Here is a 21143-nt window from a genome sequence, read left to right as displayed (position 1 = left end):
AACCTTGTTCCGGACGCTGCCGGCTGGCACATTCGGGGCATGAGGTCCAGGACGGACTCCGAGGTCCGGGAACTGCTGCGGACCTCCGCCGCAGGCCTGCTGGAACGGCTCCCCGAGCTCGCCGACGAGCTGGTGAGGCGCGGCAGGGAAAGCGACGAGGCCTACCGCATGACGGTCCCCTACGAGGACCACTGGAAGAGCACCCACGAGGGGCTGCGGGTCGGCATCACCGCGATCCTGCAGCTGCGGCACGAGCGGCGCGACGTGGCGTACGCCCAGACGGTGGGGCGCAGGCGGGCCGAGTTCGGGCTCCCGCTGGACTCGCTCATGCGCAGCTACCGCCTGGCCGCGCAGGTCACCTGGAACGGCGTCATCGACATCATCGGCGACCAGGGCCAGGAGCGGTTGCCCGCCCTGCTGCGCAGCGCCACCCACGTGTGGCATGCCATCGACCGCCAGGCCGTGGCGGCGGCCGACGCCTACCGCCGCCGGGAGAACGAGCTGCTCGGCCGGACCAACCAGCGCGTCAACGCCATGCTCGACGCCCTCCTGGAGGGTCGCGCCGACCCCGCCGTGGCCGGGGTGGCCGCCGACGCCCTCGGCCTGCCGGAGCACGGTCGCTATGCGGTCGTCACAACACGGCTGCCCGCGCAGCCCGACCGCGTGCACCGCCCCGACGAGATCGGCGGGCTGCGCTTCCTGTGGCGCATGCGCCCGGACCTGGAGATGGCGGTGGTGTACCTCGGCGACAGGGAGCTGGACGACCTGGTCGCCGCGATCACCCCGATCGTCTGCGCGAGCGCCGGCGTCAGCCCGGTGGTGGAGAGCCTCGCCGACCTCGGCACGGCCCGCCGCCTGGCGGAGGTGGCCATGCGCACCTGCTCGGGGACCGCGCCGGAGATCGCTCGGCTCGACCGGCGGCTCCCCGCGGCCCTGGTGGTCTGCCAGCCGGAGCTGGCCGGGCACCTCGCGGGCGGCGTCCTCGGCCCGATCATCGCCTCACCCGACGGCGGCGTGCTGCTCGCGACGCTGGAGGCGTGGCTGCGCTGCGAGGGGTCCGCGGCCCGGGCGGCGGCAGAGCTCTACTGCCACCGCAACACCGTCTTCAACCGCGTGCGCCGCATCGAGCAGCTCACCGGCCGGTCGTTGGCCCGTCCCCTGGACGTCGTCGAGCTCTCCCTCGCCCTCGACGCCGTCCGCCTTCTCCCCGGCGGCTGATTTCCTGCATTCAGAGTGACGGGGCGGTGACAACGCGTATCATCTGCCCACTGTGGCTCTCTTGGCGTTTGTGGACGAAAGCATGCGGCGCAGGAGCGGTGACGCTTACGTCTACGCCTTGGCGGCCGTACTGCTGGAGGAGCATGTCTGTGCGGACCCGCGCGAGCGGTTGCTGGGTCTGAGGGCCGGCAGGAGCCGGAGGATCCACTGGCGGGACGAATCCGCCGCTCGTCGAATGCTCATCACTCAGGTGGTGGCGAGGATGCCGTTACGGGCAATGGTTGTAGTCGACATATATCCGGAAAGCGGCAAAGCGGAACGAGTGAGGCGTCTCTGTCTGGACCGGCTCCTGTGCGAGTTGTCTCAGCAGAAGGTGGAGACGGTCTGTATCGAGGCGCGGGACCAGTGGCATGACAGACGAGACCGCGCATTGGTGGACGCGCTTCGAGGGGCTGGCCGAGTCGAGCGTGGCCTGCGAGCGGAGTGGAGGAGATCGGTGGACGAACCGCTGCTCTGGCTCGCCGACGTGCTCGTGGGCAGTGTCGTGTGGTGGCTCGGCGGCGAGGGTGAGAGCTTCGACATCCTCGGGCCGAGGATCGAGTTCCTGTAACCGCTCCTTGTGGCGTCCGGCTCTGAAACCGCGAAGGCCGGGCGCCCGATTCCATCGGGAGGTCCCGGCCTCACTTCCGCGGCCCCAGCGGGGCCCGGCGGTCACAGTATGTCACCGCTGGCCGCTGGAGCGCAACCGTGGCCCCATCGTCGTCGCTCTGACGGCTTCTTAGGGGGTCGCTATTCGTGCAAGTGCCCCGAGTGGGATTCGAACCCACACTGAATGGATTTTGAGGCCATCGACTCTGCCGATTGGTCTATCGGGGCTATTTCCGGATATGTCCGGTTTTGGCAATGGGTGCCACGCAGCAGTCGATCTTGCTTGGAGATCGCTTGGGACATCCCCTGCCGTGGTCCTAATGTAGCGGACGTCGGTAACCTCTTGTGCGTGAGTACGCAGCGGCGAGTGGTGATCGCGGAAGATGAGGCGCTGATTCGCCTCGACCTGAAGGAGATGCTCGAAGAGGACGGTTACGCCGTGGTCGGCGAGGCCGGCGACGGAGAGACGGCGGTCAAACTCGCCATGGAGCTCCGGCCCGATCTGGTGATACTGGACGTCAAGATGCCCGTGCTCGACGGGATCTCCGCGGCCGAGCGCATCGTCTCCGAACGTATCGCGCCGTGCCTCATCCTCACCGCGTTCTCCCAGCGCGACCTGGTCGAGCGGGCCAGGGACGCGGGCGCGATGGCCTACCTGGTCAAGCCGTTCACCAAGGGCGACCTGGTGCCGGCCATCGAGATGGCGGTCAGCCGGCACGAGGAGCTCGCCGCGCTGGAGAAGGAGGTCTCCACGCTGTCGGAGCGGCTGGAGACCAGGAAGCTCGTGGAGCGCGCGAAGGGCCTGCTCATGGCCCAGCACGGGTGGACGGAGCCGCAGGCCTTCCGGTGGATCCAGAAGGCGTCCATGGACCGGCGCATGAGCATGCGCCAGGTGGCCCAGGTCGTGGTGAACGAGAACGGCGGCGAGACCCAGCCGCCCGCCTGAACGTCGCCCTGCTGATCGCGGAGGAGAAGACTCCTGGTCAGGGGCCGTCCCACTAAGTTGAGGAGTTATTACGACTCCGCATCCAAGTGCGGACAGTTCTGATGCATCCCTGGTCGGGCCATGCCTGGCCTATGTACCTTTCAGCCATTCGATCGGGACCAGTCGGCAGCGCTGACGATTCCCGGGCCTGGATGAAGGAGATGCTTCATGATCCGCATTGCCCCTCTCGGGCGGGCGCTGGCCGTCGCCGCGGCCGCCAGCCTCGCGCTGACGGCCTGTGGCGGTGGTGAGGACAGCGCCGCGCCGGCCTCCTCGGCGCCGGCGGCCCAGTCCTCCGCGCCCGCTGCCGCCACCGCCCAGGGCGATGGCGTTCTCACCGTCGGCACGTTGCTGCCGCAGACCGGCTCGCTCGCCTTCCTCGGCCCGCCGGAGTTCGCGGGTGTCGGGCTGGCGGTCAAGGAGATCAACGACGCCGGTGGTGTCCTCGGCAAGCCGGTGACCGAGGTCGACACGGACTCGGGTGACACCTCGACCAACATTGCGTCCCAGTCTGTCGACAAGTTGCTGCAGCAGAAGGCCGACGTGGTCATCGGCGCCGCCTCGTCCTCGGTGTCGCTGTCGGTCATCGACAAGATCACCGGTGCCGGTGTTGTCCAGATCTCGCCGGCGAACACCTCCGACCAGTTCACCACGTACAACGACAAGGGCCTGTACTTCCGTACGGCTCCGCCGGACGTGCTGCAGGGCCGTGTCCTCGGTGACCTCATCCTCGCCGACGGCAACGACACGGTCGGCATCCTGGCCCTCCAGGACGCGTACGGCACCGGCCTCGCCGACAACGTGCAGAAGGCGGTCGAGGGCGGCGGCGGCCAGGTCGTGGAGAAGGTCGTCTACGACCCGAAGGCGGCCGACTACTCGGCGGACGTCGCCAAGATCAAGGAGGCCAACCCGAAGGCCGTCGCGCTGATCGGCTTCGACGAGACCAAGAAGATCATTCCTGAGCTCGTCAAGCAGGGCCTGACCGCCAAGAAGGTGAAGTACTACTTCGTCGACGGCAACCTGTCCAACTACGGCACGGGCAAGGACGGCTTCCCCAAGGGCACGCTCGACGGCGCCAAGGGCACCCAGCCGGGCGCCCAGGTCTCCGACGACTTCAAGAAGAAGCTGAAGACGGTCGACCCGAACCTGAAGGACTACAACTACGGCCCCGAGTCGTACGACGCGACCATCCTGACCGCGCTCGCGGCGGTCGCCGCCAAGAGCGACGCGCCCAAGGACATCGCGGCCCATCTGGCGGAGGTCTCCTCGGGCGGGGAGAAGTGCAAGGACTTCAAGTCCTGCAACGACCTGCTGTCGGCGGGCAAGGACATCGACTACGACGGCGCGTCCGGCCCGATCGAGTTCAACGAGGCCGGTGACCCGGCCGAGGCGACGATCGGCATCTACCAGTACGGCGCCGACAACACCAACAAGAACATCGCCTTCAACACCGGCAAGATCGCCGGCTGATCGCGAGCACGAAGGGCCCGCTCCCCTGGAGCGGGCCCTTTCCGCGTCCCGGGACCTTCCGTCGTCGCGGGGGACGTCCCAGGCGTCTCGCCGCGCGGGTCAGGAACGGCCGCAGGCGGTGAGGACGACGGCGGACGCCTTGCGATACCGGCGCAGCAGGTCCGTGCGCAGGGAACCGGCCGTGTCGGCCCGGGACAGGGTCTCGGCGAGGCCGTCGACGGTCGCGACGGCGGCCGAGGCCGAGGCCGGCAGGTGGGGGCCGTACATCGCCAGCGTGCCGCGCAGATAGCCGAAACGGCCGCGTACGTCCCCGTCCCAGTGCTGGGCCTCCTCCTGCCCGGCGGGCAGCAGCGACAGCCCCAGGTAGCCGATGGCGGACACCACGCGGGCGCAGGGGTCGTCTCCGGCCTTCGCACCGGTGACGTAGACCGCGCCGCTGGTCTTCCCGGACGCGGTCCCCGTGGAGGACACAGTGGACGACACGGCGTCCGACGAGGCCTTGGGCTCCGGGGGCGGTGACTGGCAGGCGGACAAGCCCACCGCGAGCGCCGAGACGACCAGTGCCGTGCGGAGGGGGGTTCGGGTCATACGGCTCATTGTCGCCCCGCTGGTTGCCGATCAGGTGGAAATACGGTCACAGACATACGACGAGGGCCCCGGCGGGATCCGCCGGGGCCCTCGCGAGAGCGGCTCAGGCCCGGGCGAGCGTGCCCAGGTAGAGCTGGATGACCTTCGGGTCGTTGATCAGGTCGCGACCGCTGGCCATGTAGGCGTTGCGGCCCTGGTCGAGCACGTAGCCCCGATGGCAGATCTGCAGGCAGCGACGCGCGTTCTGCTCCACCATGATCACGGTCACGCCGGCCTTGTTGATCTGCTGGGCCTGGATGAAGACCAGGTCCTGCAGCTTGGGCGACAGGCCCGCGGACGGCTCGTCAAGCAGCAGAACCGACGGCTCGGTCATGAGCGCCCGGCCCATGGCGACCATCTGCCGCTCACCGCCGGACAGCGAGCCGGCGCGCTGCTTGCGGCGCTCCCGGAGGGCGGGGAAGATCTCGCAGACGAACTCGAACCGCTCCTTGAACTTGCCGGGCACCTGGAAGGCGCCCATCTCCAGGTTCTCCTCGATGGTGAGGCTGGGGAAGACGTTGTTCGTCTGCGGGACGTAGCCGACCCCGCGGGCCACCAGCGAGTGGGCCTTGAGGTTGGTGATGTCCTCGCCGTTCAGGGTGACCGAGCCGGTGCGCACCGGCACGAGCCCGAACAGGGTCTTCAGCAGGGTCGACTTGCCGGCGCCGTTCGGGCCGATGATGCCGATCAGCTCGCCCTTCTTCACGTACAGGTCGGCGCCGTTGAGGATGTTGACGCCGGGGACGTAGCCGGCGTACAGCTCGTCGGCCCGCAGCAGCGCGCTTTCGGCTCCGGCGAGGTGGTCGGCGCGGTCGACGACGGCCGCCCGCGAGGCGGTCGCGGCGCCGTCCTCGTCCGCCGCCGCGACCGGCTCGGCCACGCCGGTGCCGTCCGTCGCGGCGACCTCGTCCGGCGTGGGCGCGCGGTCTGGCTCTGCGTGGTTTTCCGGCGTGGGGGCGGTCATGCCTTCTCCTCGATCTCGGACTCCAGCTCGGCCTCGGCCTCCTGCAGCTGCTCCTCGAACTCCTCGGCGGACATCGGCGCGTCGTGGTGGGCGCCCAGGTAGGCGTCGATAACGCGCGGGTCCGACATGATGGTGTCCGGCGGCCCCTCCGCGATCACGGCGCCCTGGGCCATCACGATCACCCAGTCGCTGATGTCGCGGACCATGTCCATGTCGTGCTCCACGAAGAGCACGGTCATGCCCTCCTCGCGCAGGTCCTTCACGTGACCGAGGAGCGACTGGGTCAGGGCCGGGTTCACACCCGCCATGGGCTCGTCCAGCATGACCAGCTCGGGGCCGACCATCAGGGCCCGCGCCATCTCCAGCAGCTTGCGCTGGCCGCCCGACAGCGAGCCGGCGAAGTCGTCGCGCTTGGCGTCGAGCTTGAAGCGCTCGAGGAGCTCCTCGGCGCGTTCGGTGATCTCGTCCTCCTGGCGGCGCCAGCTGCCGGGGATCAGCGCGCGGAAGAAGTTCTCGCCGCGCTGGTTCTGCGCGCCGAGCCGCATGTTCTCCATCACCGTGAGCTTCGACAGGGCCTTGGTGAGCTGGAACGTGCGGACCATGCCCGAACGGGCCACGCGGTGGGCGGGCACGCCCTTGAGCTGCTTGCCGTTGAAGGTCCACGACCCCTCGTCGGCGCTGTCGAAGCCGGTGAGCTGGTTGAAGAACGTGGTCTTGCCGGCGCCGTTCGGGCCGATGAGCGCGGTGATCGACCCGCGCTGGACCTCCACGTGATCGACGTCGACGGCGGTGAGGCCGCCGAACCGGCGGACGACCTTGTCGACGACGAGGATGGGGTCGGGCTTGGCGACCCCCGGCTCGCGATCGAGGCCCGCGAAGGCGGCCAGCGCCGCCGCCTTCTTCGTCGTGGTGCTGTCAGCGTGCATCGAGCGCGATCTCCCTCTTGTCACCGAAGATGCCCTGAGGCCGGAAGATGAGCAGGAGCATCAGGCCGAGACCGACCAGCATGAAGCGGACCGCGCCGATGTTGTTCACGGTGAACAACGAGGGGAGCATCCCCGCGCTCACGGCCTCGCTGAGCGTGTTCCCCACGAAGACCAGCAGCACCCAGAAGAGCGCGGCGCCGACGACGGGGCTGAAGACGCGGGCCGCGCCGCCGAGGATCACGATCGTGTACGCGTAGAAGGTGAACTCGGTGCTGAACAGGTCGGGCTGCACCGACGCCTGGCCGAGCGCGAACAGGAAGCCGCCGAGGCAACCGACCACGCCGCCGAGCACGAGCGCCTGCATCTTGTAGGAGAAGACGTTCTTGCCGAGGCTGCGCACGGCGTCCTCGTCCTCGCGGATGGCCTTGAGCACGCGGCCCCACGGGCTCTTCATGAGCAGGTAGACCAGCCCGCAGGCGATCGCGATGAGCACCCAGCCGACGGTCAGCACCCACGTCACCCGCTCGTTGAAGCTGATCGGGCCGATGCCGTACGTGCCGGGGGAGTAGGGGTTCATCGCGAAGAAGTCGCCGGAGAAGTTCTGCCGGCCGTCCGAGCCGCCGAAGACGCTGCTGAACTTGACCGACCTGAAGACGAGCCGGACGATCTCGGCCGCCGCGATGGTGACGATGGCGAGGTAGTCGGCGCGCAGCCGCAGAGTGGGGATGCCGAGCAGGAAGGCCAGCACGACGGTGGCCGCCAGGCCGATCAGGATGCCGAGCCAGAACGGCAGGTGGAAGGTGGCCACGGTGACGGCCATGCCGTACGCTGCGACGCCGAGGAAGGCCGCCTGGCCGAAGTTGAGCAGCCCGGCGTAGCCGAACTGGATGTTGACGCCGATCGCGGCGAGCGCGTAGACGACGGTCTCCAGGCCGATCGAGGCCTTGACCGTGGTGACGAAAATGGTGTTCCAGTCCACGTGTGGTCTCCGATCAGCCGATGCGCTCGCGCCGGCCGAGAATGCCCTGCGGCCGGAAGAGCATGACGAGGATGAGCACCAGCAGCGCGCCGACGGTCTTCAGCTCGGTCGGCACCACGACGGTGGACAGCTGGATGAACAGGCCGACGACGATGGAGCCGACGAGGGCGCCGAAGGCGGTGCCGAGCCCGCCGAGGGTGACCCCCGCGAAGACGAGCAGCAGGATCTGGAAGCCCATCTGGAAGCTGACGTTCTGCGACAGGCCGAGCATGACGCCCGCGAGCGACGCGACGGCGCCGCCGACGGTCCAGATGATCCGGATGACGCCGTCGACGTTGATGCCGGAGGAGGCCGCCAGCGCGGGGTTGTCGGCGACGGCCCTGGCGGCCTTGCCGAGGCGGGTCTTGAGGAGCGCGAGCCCGACGATCACGAGCACGGCGAGCTCGATGCCCATCGCGATGAAGTTCTTCGGCGCGGCGGAGATCGGGCCCACCTGGATGCCCGGCTGGGCGTTGTAGTCCGCGTACGGAGCGCCCTCGCCGCCGAAGAAGAACAGGAAGACGTAGCGGAGGAACAGGGCCAGGCCGATCGAGATGATCATCATGGCGACCAGGCTGCTGCCCCGTTTGCGCAGCACTCCCCAGAAGAACCGGTCCTGGGTGTACCCGAAGACCCCGCCGATCACGACCGAGATCACCGCGGCCCAGATGAGCGGGATGCCCACGACCACGTTGAAGAAGTAGGCGCACATGGCGCCGAATGTGAGCAGCTCGCCGTGGGCGAAGTTGGTGAGCCCGGTGGTGCCGAACACCAGCGACAGGCCCATGGCCGCGAGGGCGATGATGAGCCCGAGGTTGAAGCCCTCGAAGGTGAGCTGGGCGACCCGGTCCCAGAAGGAGGAGGAGTCAGACGAGGCCTGCGCGGCGCCCCCGCCCTGCTTGCCGGCGGGCGCGAGGGCGAACAGGACGTTGCGTTCGCTGCCCTCGTAGACCTGCACGTCCAGAGTGGCCCGGTTCTGGAACTTCAGCCCGATGTCCTTGGGGAGCGTCGACTGGTCAAGCGTGACCTTGTATCTGCCCGCCTTGGGGACCGGCACCTCCCACTTGCCGTCCGCACCCGTGGTGGCGTCCCCGACGGGTTTGCCGTCTTCGCCCGCCACGCTGATCTTCACGCCGTTCACCGGCTGGCCTTGGTTTTGGAGTGTGCCCTTCAAAGCCTCCCCGTCCGCCCAGGCGGGGGAGGAGAGCAGAAAGACGAGTCCACCCAGGAAGGCCGTGAACGCGATCACGGCTCTGCGCAATGGTGCTCCCTCTGTTTCAGGTCATGGCGGGGTCGTGCCCCTACTGCGGACGCGCAACATCGGCGAGGTTGCTGCGATGTTGTGGCCGGAGCATAAGCCTGAGACGCCCGTTTCGGGGTCGTTCGTCACCAATTGGTGACCATGGTGTGTCACTGACGTGAGAAAGGGTTCGCAGGTCAGGGCATGTAAGGAGTCAACCGCCGGGTCGGTGCTGTGGAAGAGCATGAGCCCGTGGGAGGACCTTTGGGACCGTACACAGCTTCCCCGGCTCCGCACGTTGTCTACTCGGTCTTCCCACGGGCTCTGGAGCCACAACGGTAGCGACCGGAGCGACTCCGGTGCAAAGAGAGTCGCAAGCCGTTCCGGTATGAGGCCCAATGCGTCGTAAGGGGTTTTCGTAGTGCTCGCCCGGCCGGCTCGCGGGCGCGCGCGGCCCGCGAGCCGGGCGGCCTCAGCGAGCGTCCCTGAGCATGCAGGTCAGACGGGCCGTGCAGACCGCCCGGCCCTCGTCGTCGGTGATCTCGATGGCGTACGTCGCAAGCGTGCGCCCGCCGTGCACGCGGGTGGCGACGGCCGTGACGTGGCCCGAGGTGGCGGAGCGGTGGTGGGTGGCGTTGATCTCGATGCCGACGGCGATCCTGCCCGCGCCGGCGTGCAGGGCGGCGCCGGTCGAGCCGAGGGTCTCGGCCAGCACGCAGGACGCGCCGCCGTGCAGAAGCCCGTGCGGCTGCGTGTTGCCCTTGACGGGCATGCGGCCGACGACCCGCTCGGCACTGGCCTCCAGGATCTCGAGGCCCATCCGCTGGTGCAGGTGGTCCCCGGGCGCGTTCATCGACGACACGAACTCCTCGGGATTCGTCAAGGTCAAGGGGACGCCTCCTGTGGGAAGAGCACGGGTTTTCTGTCGTACAGGGAGACTAGGCTGCGGATGTGCCGAAGAGTGAAGCGACCCCCACCCGTCCGTGTCTGCTGCTCCTGGACGGGCATTCTCTTGCTTATCGCGCGTTCTACGCGTTGAAGGACGCGAACCTCATGACCACCGACGGTCAGCACACCGAGGCGGTGTACGGCTTCACCTCGATGCTGGCCAACATCCTGCGCGACGAGCAGCCGAGCCACGTCGCGGTGTGCTTCGACCGGAGCGAGCCGACCTTCAGGCACGAGGCGTACGACGGCTACAAGGCCAACAGGACGGAGACCCCCGAGGACTTCCGCGGCCAGGTGCAGCTCATCTTCGAGCTGCTCGACGCGCTGCGGATCCCCCGCATGTCCGTGGCCGGCTTCGAGGCGGACGACCTGATCGCGACGCTGGCGACGCGGGCCTCGGGCGAAGGCATGAACGTGCTCATCGTGACCGGCGACCGCGACGCGCTCCAGCTCGTGGACGACAGAGTCACGGTGCTGATGACCAGGCGGGGCATCAGCGACATGACCCGCTTCACCCCCGAGGCCGTCACGGAGAAGTACGGCCTCACCCCGGCGCAGTATCCGGACTTCGCGGCCCTGCGCGGCGACCCGAGTGACAACCTGCCGAGCATCCCGAGCGTGGGGGAGAAGACCGCCACCAAGTGGATCTCCGAGTACGGCTCGCTGGACGAGCTGGTCCGGCGGGCCGACGAGGTGAAGGGCAAGGTCGGCGACAAGCTCCGCGAGCACCTCGGCCAGGTGATCCACAACCGGATGCTGACCGAGCTGAAGCGCGACGCCCCGGTCGACGCCGAGGTGTCCGCGCTGACCATGGGCCTGTGGGACCGCGAGGAGGTCAACAAGCTCCTCGACGCGCTGCAGATCCGCGGCGAACTGCGCGAGCGCCTGTTCAAGACCCTCGGCACCACGGAACCGGAGGCGGGCGAGGGCTTCGAGCTCGAGGTGACCGCGCTCGAGCCGGGCCAGGTGGCCGGCTGGCTGGCCGCCCTCCCCGAGGACCGCGCCGGGCTGGCCTTCCAGGGCGCGTACGGCAGCGGCACCGGGCGGTTCGAGGGCCTGGCGATCGCCTCGCCGGGCGGCGCCGCCTATCTCGACCCCACCCGCCTCACCGAGGAGGACGAGGCGGCGCTGCACGCCTGGCTGGCCGACGACGACAGGCCGAAAGCCGTGCACGACGCCAAGGGGCCGCTGCTCGCGCTGTGGGCCCACGGGCACGACCTGCGCGGTCTCACCTGCGACACGGCGCTCGCCGCGTATCTCGCGATGCCGGGGCAGCGGTCGTTTCCGCTCGACGACCTGGTCCTGCGCTACCTCCACCGCGAGCTGCGGGCGGAGTCCGCGCCCGGCGGGCAGACCTCCCTGTTCGAGGACGCCGACGAGGGCGTGGCCCGGGATCTGGCGCTGCGGGCCCAGGCCGTGCGCGACCTGGCCGACGCGCTGGAGTCCCACCTGTCCAAGCGCGGCGGCACCCGGCTGGTGACCGAGGTCGAGCTCCCGCTGGTGCGGGTGCTGGCCGAGATGGAGCGGGCCGGCATCGCCGCCGACCGGCAGTACTTCGCGGCGCTGGAGGCCGAGTTCGGCGCGGCCGTCAAGCAGGCGGTCGAGGCCGCCCACCAGGCGGTGGGGGAGCAGTTCAACCTCGGCTCGCCCAAGCAGTTGCAGGAGATCCTGTTCGGCAAGCTCGGCCTGCCCAAGACCAAGAAGATCAAGACGGGCTACACGACCGACGCCGACGCGCTCGCCTGGCTGGCCCAGCAGACCGACAACGAGCTGCCGGTGATCCTGCTGCGCCACCGCGACCAGACCAAGCTGCGCACCACGGTCGAGGGCCTGATCAAGGAGATCGCCGACGACGGGCGGATCCACACCACGTTCAACCAGATCGTGGCGGCCACCGGGCGGCTGTCGAGCGAGAAGCCCAACCTGCAGAACATCCCGATCCGCACCGTCGAGGGCCGGCGCATCCGCAAGGGCTTCGTGGTGGGGGAGGGCTACGACACGCTGCTGACGGCCGACTACAGCCAGATCGAGCTGCGGATCATGGCCCACCTGTCCCGGGACGAGTCGCTGATCGCGGCCTTCGAGTCGGGCCACGACTTCCACCAGGCCACCGCGTCCCGCGTCTTCGACCTGCCTCCCGAGCAGGTGGACGCCGACCTGCGCGCCCGGATCAAGGCCATGAACTACGGCCTGGCCTACGGCCTGTCCGACTTCGGCCTGTCGGGGCAGCTCAACATCCCCGTCGCGGAGGCCAGGGCGCTCAAGGAGGAGTACTTCGAGGAGTTCGGCGGCGTCCGCGACTACCTGGAGTCGATCGTCGCCCTGGCCCGCAAGGACGGCTACACCGAGACCATCCTCGGCCGCCGCCGCTACCTGCCCGACCTGACCAGCGACAACCGGCAGCGCCGGGAGATGGCCGAGCGGATGGCGCTCAACGCGCCCATCCAGGGCTCGGCCGCCGACATCATCAAGGTCGCCATGCTGAACGTGCAGAAGGCGATCGAGGGCATGCGCTCCCGCATGCTGCTCCAGGTCCACGACGAGCTGGTGTTCGAGGTCGCGCCGGGCGAGCTGGAGGAGCTGACCGAGGTCGTGCGCACGCAGATGTGCCGGGCCTATGACTTGAGCGTGCCGCTGGAGGTCAGCGTGGGCGTCGGAACCACCTGGGAGGACGCCGGCCACTGACCGCGACCCGAGTCGGGGTTCGCCGGGCTCATCGCACCGAGCTCGTCATGCCGGGCTCGTCACGCCGGGCTGATGCCACCGGGCTCGTCACATTGGGCTGGTTCGCCGGGCGACGGGTCAGGGGCGGCCGGTCGGACGGGTGGGCCTGTGGTCCCGTCCGGCCAGGGCCAGGCCCGCCTGCTCGACCTCCAGCAGGCTCGCCTCGTGCCGCTCCGTCTCGTACGCCGCCCGCCCGCCGCGCAGTCCGAAAAGGCGCTTGCTGAGCGCGATGTAGAGCACGGCCGCGATGTTGATCAGGAGGATCACGATCCGGAACGGGCTCACCTTCTCGGCGATCTCGTAGATCTCCACCGGGATGAACGCCGAGGTGACGATCACCGAGAAGTACTCGCCCCATCGCCTCAGCAGCCACAGGCCGATCCCCTCGGTCAGCAGCAGGGCCGCGAGGGCGAGCAGGGCGAGGAAGATCCAGGTGAGGGTCGTCGTCCGCGCGCCCAGCGCGGTCCGCAGCGTGTGCACCACGCCCGACTGGTCGAGGTTCCACCCGAGCTTGTGGGCCAGCGGCTTGACCAGCGGGAGGTCCTGGTCGAACGCCCGCCGTACGGCGTCGTGGTGGGCCCGGAACCGCCACACGCCGTACGCTCCCGCGATCACGAGAACGGCCTTGGCCCAGCGGAAGACCGCGATCAGCCGTAGCACGGCGGCGTCCCGCAGGGCCCGGCCCCGCAGCACCACGGGTGCGTCGCCGGCCGGTCCGGCACCGCGCGGAGGGCCCAGGGTGAAGTCGCCGCAGCGCAGGCAGCGCCACGCCTCGCCCAGCGCGGTCTCGGCGCGCAGGCGGCTCCGCAGCGCCTCCTCGTCCGGGGCGTACGTAACGTGCCCGTGCCGTCCGCAGGCACGCAAGCTCCAGTCCACAGGAAAATTGCAACACATGTGAATGCGGACACGTCGGGCAGTAAGGTCAAATAACTGTGCGCAACCTTGCCCGAATGACTGCAATCGCCAATGTCGTCGTTGTCGTGATCGGTCTTGTCGCGCTCGTGCTGCTGCCCCGGTCCACGGGCGAGGAACGGTCACAGGTGCGGGCGCAGCCGCGGTCGCCGTCGCCGTCGCCCAGCGCGGCCCCGCCGAAGGCGACCGCCGAGTCGGCCAAGAAGGTCAAGGCGAACGAGGCCGGCCTGGTGCCCGTGATCATGTACCACCGCATCCTGCCCAAGCGGCTGGCGTCCATCGACCGCACCCCCGCCCAGCTGCGCAAGGAACTGGAGCGCCTGGCCAAGGACGGCTATGTGCCGATCACCGCGGCCGAACTGGTCGCCAGAAAGATCGACATCCCGGCCGGGACCCATCCGGTCGTCCTGACCTTCGACGACGGCCACCCCAGCCACTTCGCGATGGACCAGAACGGCATGCCGAAGAACGACACGGCCGTCGGCATCATCTACGAGGTCGCGGCGAAGTACCCGAACTTCCGGCCCACCGCCACCTTCTGGGTCAACCGCGACCCCTTCGGCCTGCGCGACCGGGAGCGGCAGAAACAGGCGGTGAAGTGGCTGGCCGACCACGGCTTCGAGGTGGCCAACCACACCTACTCCCATCCCGATCTCCGCCGGCTCTCCAACAAGCGGGTCGGCGAGCAGATCGTCCGGCAGGAGCGGCTGCTGAAGAAGATCGGCGCGCCGGCCTCGACGACCTTCGCGCTCCCGTACGGGTCGCGGCCCAGGAAGCTGAGCAGGGCGCACGACGGCACGTGGGACGGCACCCGCTACCACTTCGACGCCGTCTTCCTGGCCGGGGCGCAGCCCACGGTTTCGCCCTACGCGAAAAGTTTCCCGCGATACGCGATCCCGAGGATCCAGTCCAATGGAAAACACGGCGAATGCCGGCGCTGGTGCACGACCTACTGGCTCGACTGGCTCGCCAAACATCCAGGAGAGCGTTATACGTCGGATGGGGATCCGGCCCGAGTGTCGGTGCCGCGTAAACTCCGGGCAACGCTCTCGCCGGCCCGGGCGAAGTCGGTGATCACGTACTAGGCGTTCGTCTGGTTGCCTCGGATTGACCCAGCTCGCTCCGTCTCATATGCTGATCGCTGCGCTGTGGGCTCGCGCGCGTCACGGACGGAGCGGGCTCGCGCTCGGTCATCTGGTGGCTACCAGGAAGCAGCATCATCCAGTGAACGAAAAACGGCCCGCCGCGCTTCTGTCACAACGACATCTGTCCGGTTCGGAGCAATTCCACACATGACGAGCAGCACTGAGGCCACCTCGAGCACCCCGCAGGTAGCGGTCAACGACATCGGTTCCGAGGAGGCCTTCCTCGCCGCGATCGACGAGACCATCAAGTACTTCAACGACGGAGACATCGTTGAAGGCACCGTTGTCAAGGTCGATCGAGACGAGGTCTTGCTCGACATTGGCTACAAGACCGAGGGCGTTATCCCGTCGCGCGAGCTCTCGATCAAGCACGATGTCGACCCGGCCGAGGTTGTCGAGGTCGGAGAGCACGTCGAGGCCCTGGTTCTCCAGAAGGAGGACAAGGAAGGCCGCCTCATCCTGTCCAAGAAGCGCGCCCAGTACGAGCGCGCCTGGGGCACGATCGAGAAGATCAAGGACGAGGACGGCATCGTCACCGGCACGGTCATCGAGGTCGTCAAGGGTGGCCTGATCCTCGACATCGGTCTGCGCGGCTTCCTCCCCGCCTCCCTGGTGGAGATGCGCCGCGTCCGCGACCTGCAGCCGTACGTCGGGCGCGAGCTCGAGGCCAAGATCATCGAGCTGGACAAGAACCGCAACAACGTGGTCCTGTCCCGCCGTGCCTGGCTGGAGCAGACGCAGTCCGAGGTTCGCCAGACGTTCCTCAACACCCTTCAGAAGGGCCAGGTCCGCAAGGGCGTCGTGTCCTCGATCGTCAACTTCGGTGCGTTCGTGGACCTCGGCGGCGTCGACGGCCTGGTGCACGTTTCCGAGCTGTCCTGGAAGCACATCGACCACCCGTCCGAGGTCGTCGAGGTGGGCCAGGAGGTCACGGTCGAGGTTCTCGACGTCGACATGGAGCGCGAGCGGGTCTCGCTGTCGCTCAAGGCGACGCAGGAGGACCCGTGGCAGCAGTTCGCCCGGACCCACCAGATCGGCCAGGTCGTGCCCGGCCGCGTCACCAAGCTGGTGCCGTTCGGTGCCTTCGTCCGGGTCGAGGAGGGCATCGAGGGCCTGGTCCACATCTCCGAGCTGGCCGAGCGCCACGTGGAGATCCCGGAGCAGGTCGTGCAGGTCGGCGACGAGATCTTCGTGAAGATCATCGACATCGACCTGGACCGCCGCCGCATCTCGCTGTCCCTCAAGCAGGCCAACGAGGGCGTCGGCGCCGAGGTCGAGTTCGACCCCACGCTGTACGGCATGGCGGCGACCTACGACGACCAGGGCAACTACATCTACCCCGAGGGCTTCGACGCCGAGACCGGCGAGTGGCTCGAGGGCTTCGACAAGCAGCGTGAGGAGTGGGAGCGGCAGTACGCCGAGGCCCAGGCCCGCTTCGAGGCGCACCGCTCGCAGATCGAGAAGGCCCGCCAGGAGGAGGCGGCGGCCAGCGAGGCCGCTCCGTCGTCCTACAGCGGCGAGACCACCTCCGCGCAGTCCGGCGGCGGCGGCGCCCTCGCCTCCGACGAGGCCCTCGCCGCCCTGCGCGAGAAGCTGGCGGGCGGCCAGAGCTGACACCCGGTCTCCCGACCGGAGGTCCAGCCGAGTCCTCCACAGCACCACGAAAGGCCCCGCTTCGGCGGGGCCTTTCCCCTTTCCGCGGTTCGTCGCGAGCAGGGGACACCTTCCGCCGGTTGGCGGAGGCGGGCGTGCCGATAGGGTGGCCCTCGTGGTGGAGATCGCGAGGGCCGTGCCCGCGGACGCGGGGGAGCTTCTCACCCTGCAGCGGGCCGCGTACGTGACCGAGGCGCAGCTCTACGGCGACCCGTTCATCGCGCCGCTCGTCGAGTCGCTCGACCAGGTGCGTACGGTGATCGAGACGGCGGTCGTGCTCAAGGCGACGGACGGCGGGCGGCTGGTCGGCGCGGTCCGGGGCCAGATGTCCAATTCGACCTGCCTGGTGGGCCGTCTCGTGGTCGCGCCCGACCGGCAGGGGCAGGGGATCGGCAGTGCGCTGCTGGCCGCGATCCACGAGGCCGTGCCCGAGGCGGCGGTGTTCGACCTGTTCACGGGGCACCTGTCGGAGGGCAACCTGCGGCTCTACCGCCGGCTCGGTTACCGGGAGACCCAGCGGGAACGGGTGCAGGACCACCTGACGCTGGTCCACCTGCGCCGGGAGCCCCAGCACCAGTCCGCCCGATAGGCTGCGGGACGTGCTGAGAGTTGGGCTCACGGGCGGCATAGGTTCGGGCAAGAGCGAGGTGTCGCGCCGGCTCGCGGCGCGCGGCGCCGTCGTCGTCGACGCGGACAAGATCGCCAGAGAGGTCGTGGAGCCCGGCACCCCCGGGCTCGCGGAGATCGTCGAGGCGTTCGGCGAGAACGTGATCCGCCCCGACGGCACCCTCGACCGGGAACGGCTCGGCGCGATCGTCTTCGCCGACGCCGAGAAGCTGAAGGTCCTCAACGGGATCGTCCATCCGAAGGTGGGCGAGCGCAGTGAGCAGCTCCAGCGAGAGGCCCCGGACGACGCGGTCGTCGTCTACGACGTGCCGCTGCTGGCCGAGAACAACCTGGCCCCGCTGTACGACGTGGTGATCGTCGTCGACACACCGGACGAGGTGCGGCTGGAGCGTCTGCTGCGGTTTCGCGGCATGCCGGAGGCGGACGCCCGCGCCCGGATCGCCGCCCAGGCCTCCCGCGAGGACCGGCTGAGGATCGCCGACATCGTGATCCGCAACGAGGGTTCCCTGGACGACCTGGACGCCCAGGTCGACAAGGTCTGGCAGGACCTGAGCGCCCGGGTCTCCGCGAAGGGCTGACCGGGCTGTCCACGCCCAGGAAGTCTCATGGACGTCCTGACCCCCCTAGCGAATCTACAGCGTAAAGCCGACGTCCTTGGCCATGCCTGCGGCGTCCCCGTGATCGCGGTCGGCGGCGCCTTCCACCCACGACCGGTAGGCGTCGAGGACCAGGCCGTGGAAGTGATGCACGCCGTGCTCGGACAGTCCTGTGCCGGACGGGTCGTAGACGATGCGGCCCTGGTCGAAGGCCGGAGTGTTCATGCCCCGCTGGACGCTCTCCACGATGGTGATGTCCTGCTGCTGCAGCACCTCGTCGATGTATCGCACCGCCTCCACCTCGGCGTCCATGAGCTCGGCCGTCTCGAAGTAGAAGTCCCAGGTCTCCAGGGTGCGGTCGGGACCGGCCGGAATGATCTGCAAGACCATGAAGTTGCCGCGACCGGGGTATCGAAGCAGACAGGTGTTGGGCCACAGCCACCACACCGCGTGCTGTGTGACCGACGCACCCGCGACGTCGTACGCGGCGTTCTCCTGCTTGCCGGCCTCGGCGAAGTGGCTCGACCAGATGCCGTGGGTCTTCACCTCGTAGGTGTCCATGTCGACGAGGTCGACGAACTCCTTGTGGGCGATGTGACAGTGGTAGCACTCCAGGAAGTTGTCGACGACGTTCTTCCAGTTGGACGCGATGTCGTAGGTCAGCCGCTTCGCGTGGGTCAGTCCGGCCACGTCGGGGGCCCATCTGGCGATGTCGGCCGCCAGATCCCCGGCCTGCTCGGCCAGGGGGGCGGCGCCCGGGTCCAGGTTCACGTAGACGAAGCCGCCGAACTCCTCCACCAGCACCTGGTCGAGGCAGATCTCGCTCTTGTCGAAGTTCTCCATCTTGTCGGCGCGACGAGCCGCCTTCAGCTGCCCGTCCAGGCCGTAGGTCCACGCGTGGTAGGGGCAGACGATGTTGCGCGTGGTGCCGGAGCCGGCGAGCAACTCGTGGGCGCGGTGCTTGCAGACGTTGTAGAACGCGCGCAGCGCTCCGTCACGATCGCGCACGATCGCGATCGGCATGCCGGCCACGGTGGCCGACACGTAGCTGCCGGGCGACGAGAGCTTCTCCACGTGGCAAATCCACTGCCAGGTGCGGGCGAAGACAGCCCGGACGTCGACGTCGAGCCACCGCGGGTCCGTGTACGTCTCCGCCCGCAGCGACATCGATCGTCCTGGGTCCTTGTGGAATCCGGCGCCGACGCGGCGAACGTCGGCCATCGTGACTGGTGCCATGGCGGGAGCATACGAGGGCCTGAACGATCGTTCAATATATGCCTGGACGTTCGTTCAATGTCGCCGGTCAGCCGGCGAGTGCGATCTCCTCGCAGCGGGCGACGCTCCTGCTGATCGAGGCGCGGTCGAGCCCCAGCAGGGCCGTGAGCCACAGACCGTTCTGGATGACGTCGATGTCGGCGGCCCGCTTGCCGCACTCGTCGGGTGGCAGCTCGGGGCGAGCCGCGCCGATGAGGGCGGCAAGCCCGGCACGGTAGCGTTTCTGGGCCTCCGTGTTGATGCGCTCGAAGTCCTCGTGGGCCTGGGCGAGCGCCCAGAGCTGCAGCCGCAGGGACAGGTACTCCGTCGTCAGGAACTCCGGGTCGGCCACCCGCGTCAGCGCGGCACGCAGCCGCTCTTCCGGTTCGAGGGCGAGGTCCGGCTCGACCAGTGCGATGTCCTGCTCCTCGATGCGGTGCAGGGCCGCACGGATCAGGCTCGTCTTGTCCTCGTAGTGGTAGTTCACCAGCCCCAGCGAGACCCCGGCCTCACGTGCGACGGCACGCATGCTGACCCCGGATATGCCCTGCAGGGACAGGAGCCGAAGCACCGCCTCGAGGATCAGCGCCTGCCGGTCGACTTTCTCATCGGCGTCCATCGCGCGCACGGGCCTCGGGCTCACGTCCACAACCTTAGTAGTGGCAGGAAGGTCGAGAGCGGCCGTCGCTCGCATCGATGCCCCAACCGGGACTCCGGCGACACGCCCCTGTCTTGACGCATCTGGCTAATGCCATTAGCCTTTCAGCTATGCACTTGAGCCTGGAGGATGGCGTGACCGAGTTCCTGAAGATCGGCGAAGGCGAGATCGCGTACGACGTGACGGGGGAGGGCCCGCTGGTCGTGATGGTCCCCGGCATGGGAGACAGCCGGCGCGCCTACCGTTTCCTCGCCCCGGCGCTGGCCGCCGCCGGATATCGCGTGGCGACCATGGACCTGCGCGGGCACGGCGAGTCGAGCCTCGGCTGGGACTCCTACACCCGCACCGACACCGCGGACGACATCGTCGCCCTGATCGAGCACCTGGGCGGGCCCGCCGTGGTCGTGGGGCACTCGTTCGCCGGGGGAGCGGCCACCATCGCGGCCGCGAAGCGGCCCGAGCTGGTCGGCGCCCTTGTGGAGGTCGATCCCTTCACCCGGGCGCAGAAGCCCGACCTGGGCGGGCTGCTGAGCAACGGCCACTACCGCAAGGGCATGACGCGGCTCATGGGCGTGGCGCTCCTCCGCAGCACCGGGCTGTGGAAGAGCTACCTCGACCACGCCTATCCCGGTGTCAAGCCTGCCGACTGGGCGCACTATCTGGCCGCCCTGGAAAGCGACCTGCGCAGGCCGGGCCGGATGGCCGTGGTGAGCGCGATGGGCGCGTCCGCGCCCACGGACGCCGGTGCCCACCTCGACGGCATCCGCTGCCCCGCCCTGGTCGTCATGGGCTCCCGCGACCCCGACTGGGCCGACCCCCGGGCCGAGGCGGACGGCGTCGTGGCCGAGATGCCGCAGGGGCTCGGCGACGTGGTGATGATCGACGGCGCTGGGCACTACCCGCACGCGCAGCACCCCGACGAGGTCGCCGCCGCGATACTCGCATTCCTCAAGCAGCGGGCCCGTGGCTAGGGCTGCACTGTCCCCGGACGCCGTCGTCGGCCTCGCGCTGCGGATCGTGGACGAGGAGGGCCCCGGGGCGCTCACCCTGTCCGCGGTCGCGGGGCGGGCGGGTGTCGCCACCCCCTCCCTCTACAAGCACGTGCGCAACCTCGCCGAACTGCGCGTCCTGGTGTCCGGGCGGGTGATGGGCGAGCTGACGGAGGTCGCGAGCGAGGCGGTGCTCGGCCGGTCCGGAGACGAGGCGCTGCGCGCCCTGATGGACGGCTGGCGCTCCTACGCCTACCGGCATCCGCACCGCTACTCGGCGATGATCCAGGCGCCGCGGCCCGAGACGGCCGAGACGGCGGACCGGCTGATCGGCATCATGCTCGCCGCACTGCGGGCGTACGGGCTGGAGGGCTCGGCCGCGATCCACGCGGTCCGCTGCCTGCGCGCCGCGATGCACGGATTCGCCGTCCTGGAGGCGGCCGGCGCGTTCCAGCTCGCCGAGGACCTCGACGAGAGCCACGCCCTGCTGGCCCACATGGTCGTCTCCGGGCTTCGCACCGCCCGCGAGCACTGAACCCTC

Annotated in this window: 19 protein-coding genes and 1 tRNA gene; 10 read left to right on the top strand and 10 right to left on the bottom strand. The window is 69.1% G+C overall.

What is annotated here, in order from left to right:
• Window positions 1-39 precede the first annotated feature (39 nt).
• The gene (locus FH610_RS11630) at window positions 40-1218 is read left to right on the top strand and encodes a PucR family transcriptional regulator (protein WP_139574332.1); all 1179 of its coding nucleotides are present in this window, start codon (window positions 40-42) and stop codon (window positions 1216-1218) included.
• An 802-nt stretch (window positions 1219-2020) separates the two neighbouring features.
• Here the strand turns inward: FH610_RS11630 and FH610_RS11625 are convergent.
• A tRNA-Leu gene (locus tag FH610_RS11625) sits at window positions 2021-2094 on the bottom strand.
• 121 nt (window positions 2095-2215) lie between these two features.
• Between FH610_RS11625 and FH610_RS11620 the strand changes: the two genes are divergently transcribed.
• Window positions 2216-2812: an ANTAR domain-containing response regulator gene (locus FH610_RS11620; RefSeq protein ID WP_276607654.1), complete on the top strand. Its 597-nt coding sequence runs from the start codon at window positions 2216-2218 to the stop codon at window positions 2810-2812.
• A 207-nt stretch (window positions 2813-3019) separates the two neighbouring features.
• Window positions 3020-4321, top strand: coding sequence for an ABC transporter substrate-binding protein (locus FH610_RS11615; protein WP_139574331.1), 1302 nt, complete (start codon window positions 3020-3022; stop codon window positions 4319-4321).
• Between the two features lie 99 nt (window positions 4322-4420).
• Here the strand turns inward: FH610_RS11615 and FH610_RS11610 are convergent, their stop codons facing one another.
• The 6 genes from FH610_RS11610 to FH610_RS11585 form a co-directional block, all read right to left on the bottom strand.
• The gene (locus tag FH610_RS11610; protein ID WP_139574330.1) at window positions 4421-4909 is read right to left on the bottom strand and encodes a hypothetical protein; all 489 of its coding nucleotides are present in this window, start codon (window positions 4907-4909) and stop codon (window positions 4421-4423) included.
• Window positions 4910-5012: 103 nt separating this feature from the next.
• Window positions 5013-5912, bottom strand: a complete 900-nt coding sequence (locus FH610_RS11605) for an ABC transporter ATP-binding protein (RefSeq protein ID WP_240808903.1) — start codon at window positions 5910-5912, stop codon at window positions 5013-5015.
• The gene (locus FH610_RS11600) at window positions 5909-6838 is read right to left on the bottom strand and encodes an ABC transporter ATP-binding protein (protein WP_139574329.1); all 930 of its coding nucleotides are present in this window, start codon (window positions 6836-6838) and stop codon (window positions 5909-5911) included. The genes FH610_RS11605 and FH610_RS11600 overlap by 4 nt, the downstream gene beginning before the upstream one ends.
• The gene (locus tag FH610_RS11595) at window positions 6828-7817 is read right to left on the bottom strand and encodes a branched-chain amino acid ABC transporter permease (protein ID WP_139574328.1); all 990 of its coding nucleotides are present in this window, start codon (window positions 7815-7817) and stop codon (window positions 6828-6830) included. The genes FH610_RS11600 and FH610_RS11595 overlap by 11 nt, the downstream gene beginning before the upstream one ends.
• A gap of 13 nt (window positions 7818-7830) precedes the next feature.
• Window positions 7831-9117 carry a branched-chain amino acid ABC transporter permease gene (locus FH610_RS11590; protein WP_240808902.1) on the bottom strand — a complete coding sequence of 429 codons (1287 nt, stop codon included), beginning with the start codon at window positions 9115-9117 and terminating at the stop codon, window positions 7831-7833.
• 451 nt (window positions 9118-9568) lie between these two features.
• On the bottom strand, window positions 9569-9949 hold the full coding sequence (locus tag FH610_RS11585; protein ID WP_139574534.1) for a PaaI family thioesterase: 381 nt from the start codon (window positions 9947-9949) through the stop codon (window positions 9569-9571).
• A 98-nt stretch (window positions 9950-10047) separates the two neighbouring features.
• On the opposite strand from FH610_RS11585, the gene polA reads away from it, so the two are divergent.
• A complete protein-coding gene (polA, locus tag FH610_RS11580; protein ID WP_139574327.1) occupies window positions 10048-12729 on the top strand; it encodes a DNA polymerase I in 2682 nt (893 codons plus the stop codon).
• A gap of 117 nt (window positions 12730-12846) precedes the next feature.
• On the opposite strand, the gene FH610_RS11575 is transcribed toward polA, so the two are convergent.
• Window positions 12847-13644, bottom strand: a complete 798-nt coding sequence (locus tag FH610_RS11575) for a DUF2127 domain-containing protein (protein WP_205825702.1) — start codon at window positions 13642-13644, stop codon at window positions 12847-12849.
• A 74-nt stretch (window positions 13645-13718) separates the two neighbouring features.
• On the opposite strand from FH610_RS11575, the gene FH610_RS11570 reads away from it, so the two are divergent.
• The 4 genes from FH610_RS11570 (at window position 13719) to coaE (ending at window position 17683) form a co-directional block, all read left to right on the top strand.
• A complete protein-coding gene (locus tag FH610_RS11570; protein ID WP_139574325.1) occupies window positions 13719-14765 on the top strand; it encodes a polysaccharide deacetylase family protein in 1047 nt (348 codons plus the stop codon).
• Window positions 14766-14972: 207 nt separating this feature from the next.
• Complete coding sequence (gene rpsA, locus FH610_RS11565) at window positions 14973-16439, top strand: 30S ribosomal protein S1 (RefSeq protein WP_139574324.1); 1467 nt, start codon at window positions 14973-14975, stop codon at window positions 16437-16439.
• A gap of 154 nt (window positions 16440-16593) precedes the next feature.
• The gene (locus tag FH610_RS11560; RefSeq protein ID WP_139574323.1) at window positions 16594-17067 is read left to right on the top strand and encodes a GNAT family N-acetyltransferase; all 474 of its coding nucleotides are present in this window, start codon (window positions 16594-16596) and stop codon (window positions 17065-17067) included.
• Between the two features lie 10 nt (window positions 17068-17077).
• Window positions 17078-17683, top strand: coding sequence for a dephospho-CoA kinase (gene coaE / locus FH610_RS11555; protein ID WP_139574322.1), 606 nt, complete (start codon window positions 17078-17080; stop codon window positions 17681-17683).
• 54 nt (window positions 17684-17737) lie between these two features.
• Here the strand turns inward: coaE and FH610_RS11550 are convergent, their stop codons facing one another.
• Both FH610_RS11550 and FH610_RS11545 read right to left on the bottom strand, forming a co-directional pair.
• Window positions 17738-18937: an aromatic ring-hydroxylating oxygenase subunit alpha gene (locus tag FH610_RS11550; protein WP_205825701.1), complete on the bottom strand. Its 1200-nt coding sequence runs from the start codon at window positions 18935-18937 to the stop codon at window positions 17738-17740.
• A 67-nt stretch (window positions 18938-19004) separates the two neighbouring features.
• Entirely contained in the window at window positions 19005-19598 is a 594-nt protein-coding gene (locus tag FH610_RS11545) for a TetR/AcrR family transcriptional regulator (RefSeq protein WP_240808901.1), read from the bottom strand.
• A gap of 149 nt (window positions 19599-19747) precedes the next feature.
• Here FH610_RS11545 and FH610_RS11540 point away from each other — a divergent pair, with 149 nt between their 5' ends.
• Window positions 19748-20584, top strand: coding sequence for an alpha/beta fold hydrolase (locus FH610_RS11540; protein ID WP_139574321.1), 837 nt, complete (start codon window positions 19748-19750; stop codon window positions 20582-20584).
• A complete protein-coding gene (locus FH610_RS11535) occupies window positions 20577-21137 on the top strand; it encodes a TetR/AcrR family transcriptional regulator (protein ID WP_139574320.1) in 561 nt (186 codons plus the stop codon). The genes FH610_RS11540 and FH610_RS11535 overlap by 8 nt, the downstream gene beginning before the upstream one ends.
• The last annotated feature ends 6 nt before the right edge of the window (window positions 21138-21143 follow it).

It is taken from the genome of Microbispora catharanthi (genome assembly GCF_006334915.2).
GTDB classification, from domain to species: Bacteria; Actinomycetota; Actinomycetes; order Streptosporangiales; family Streptosporangiaceae; genus Microbispora; species Microbispora catharanthi.
This window is presented reverse-complemented; position numbering and strand designations above follow the sequence as displayed.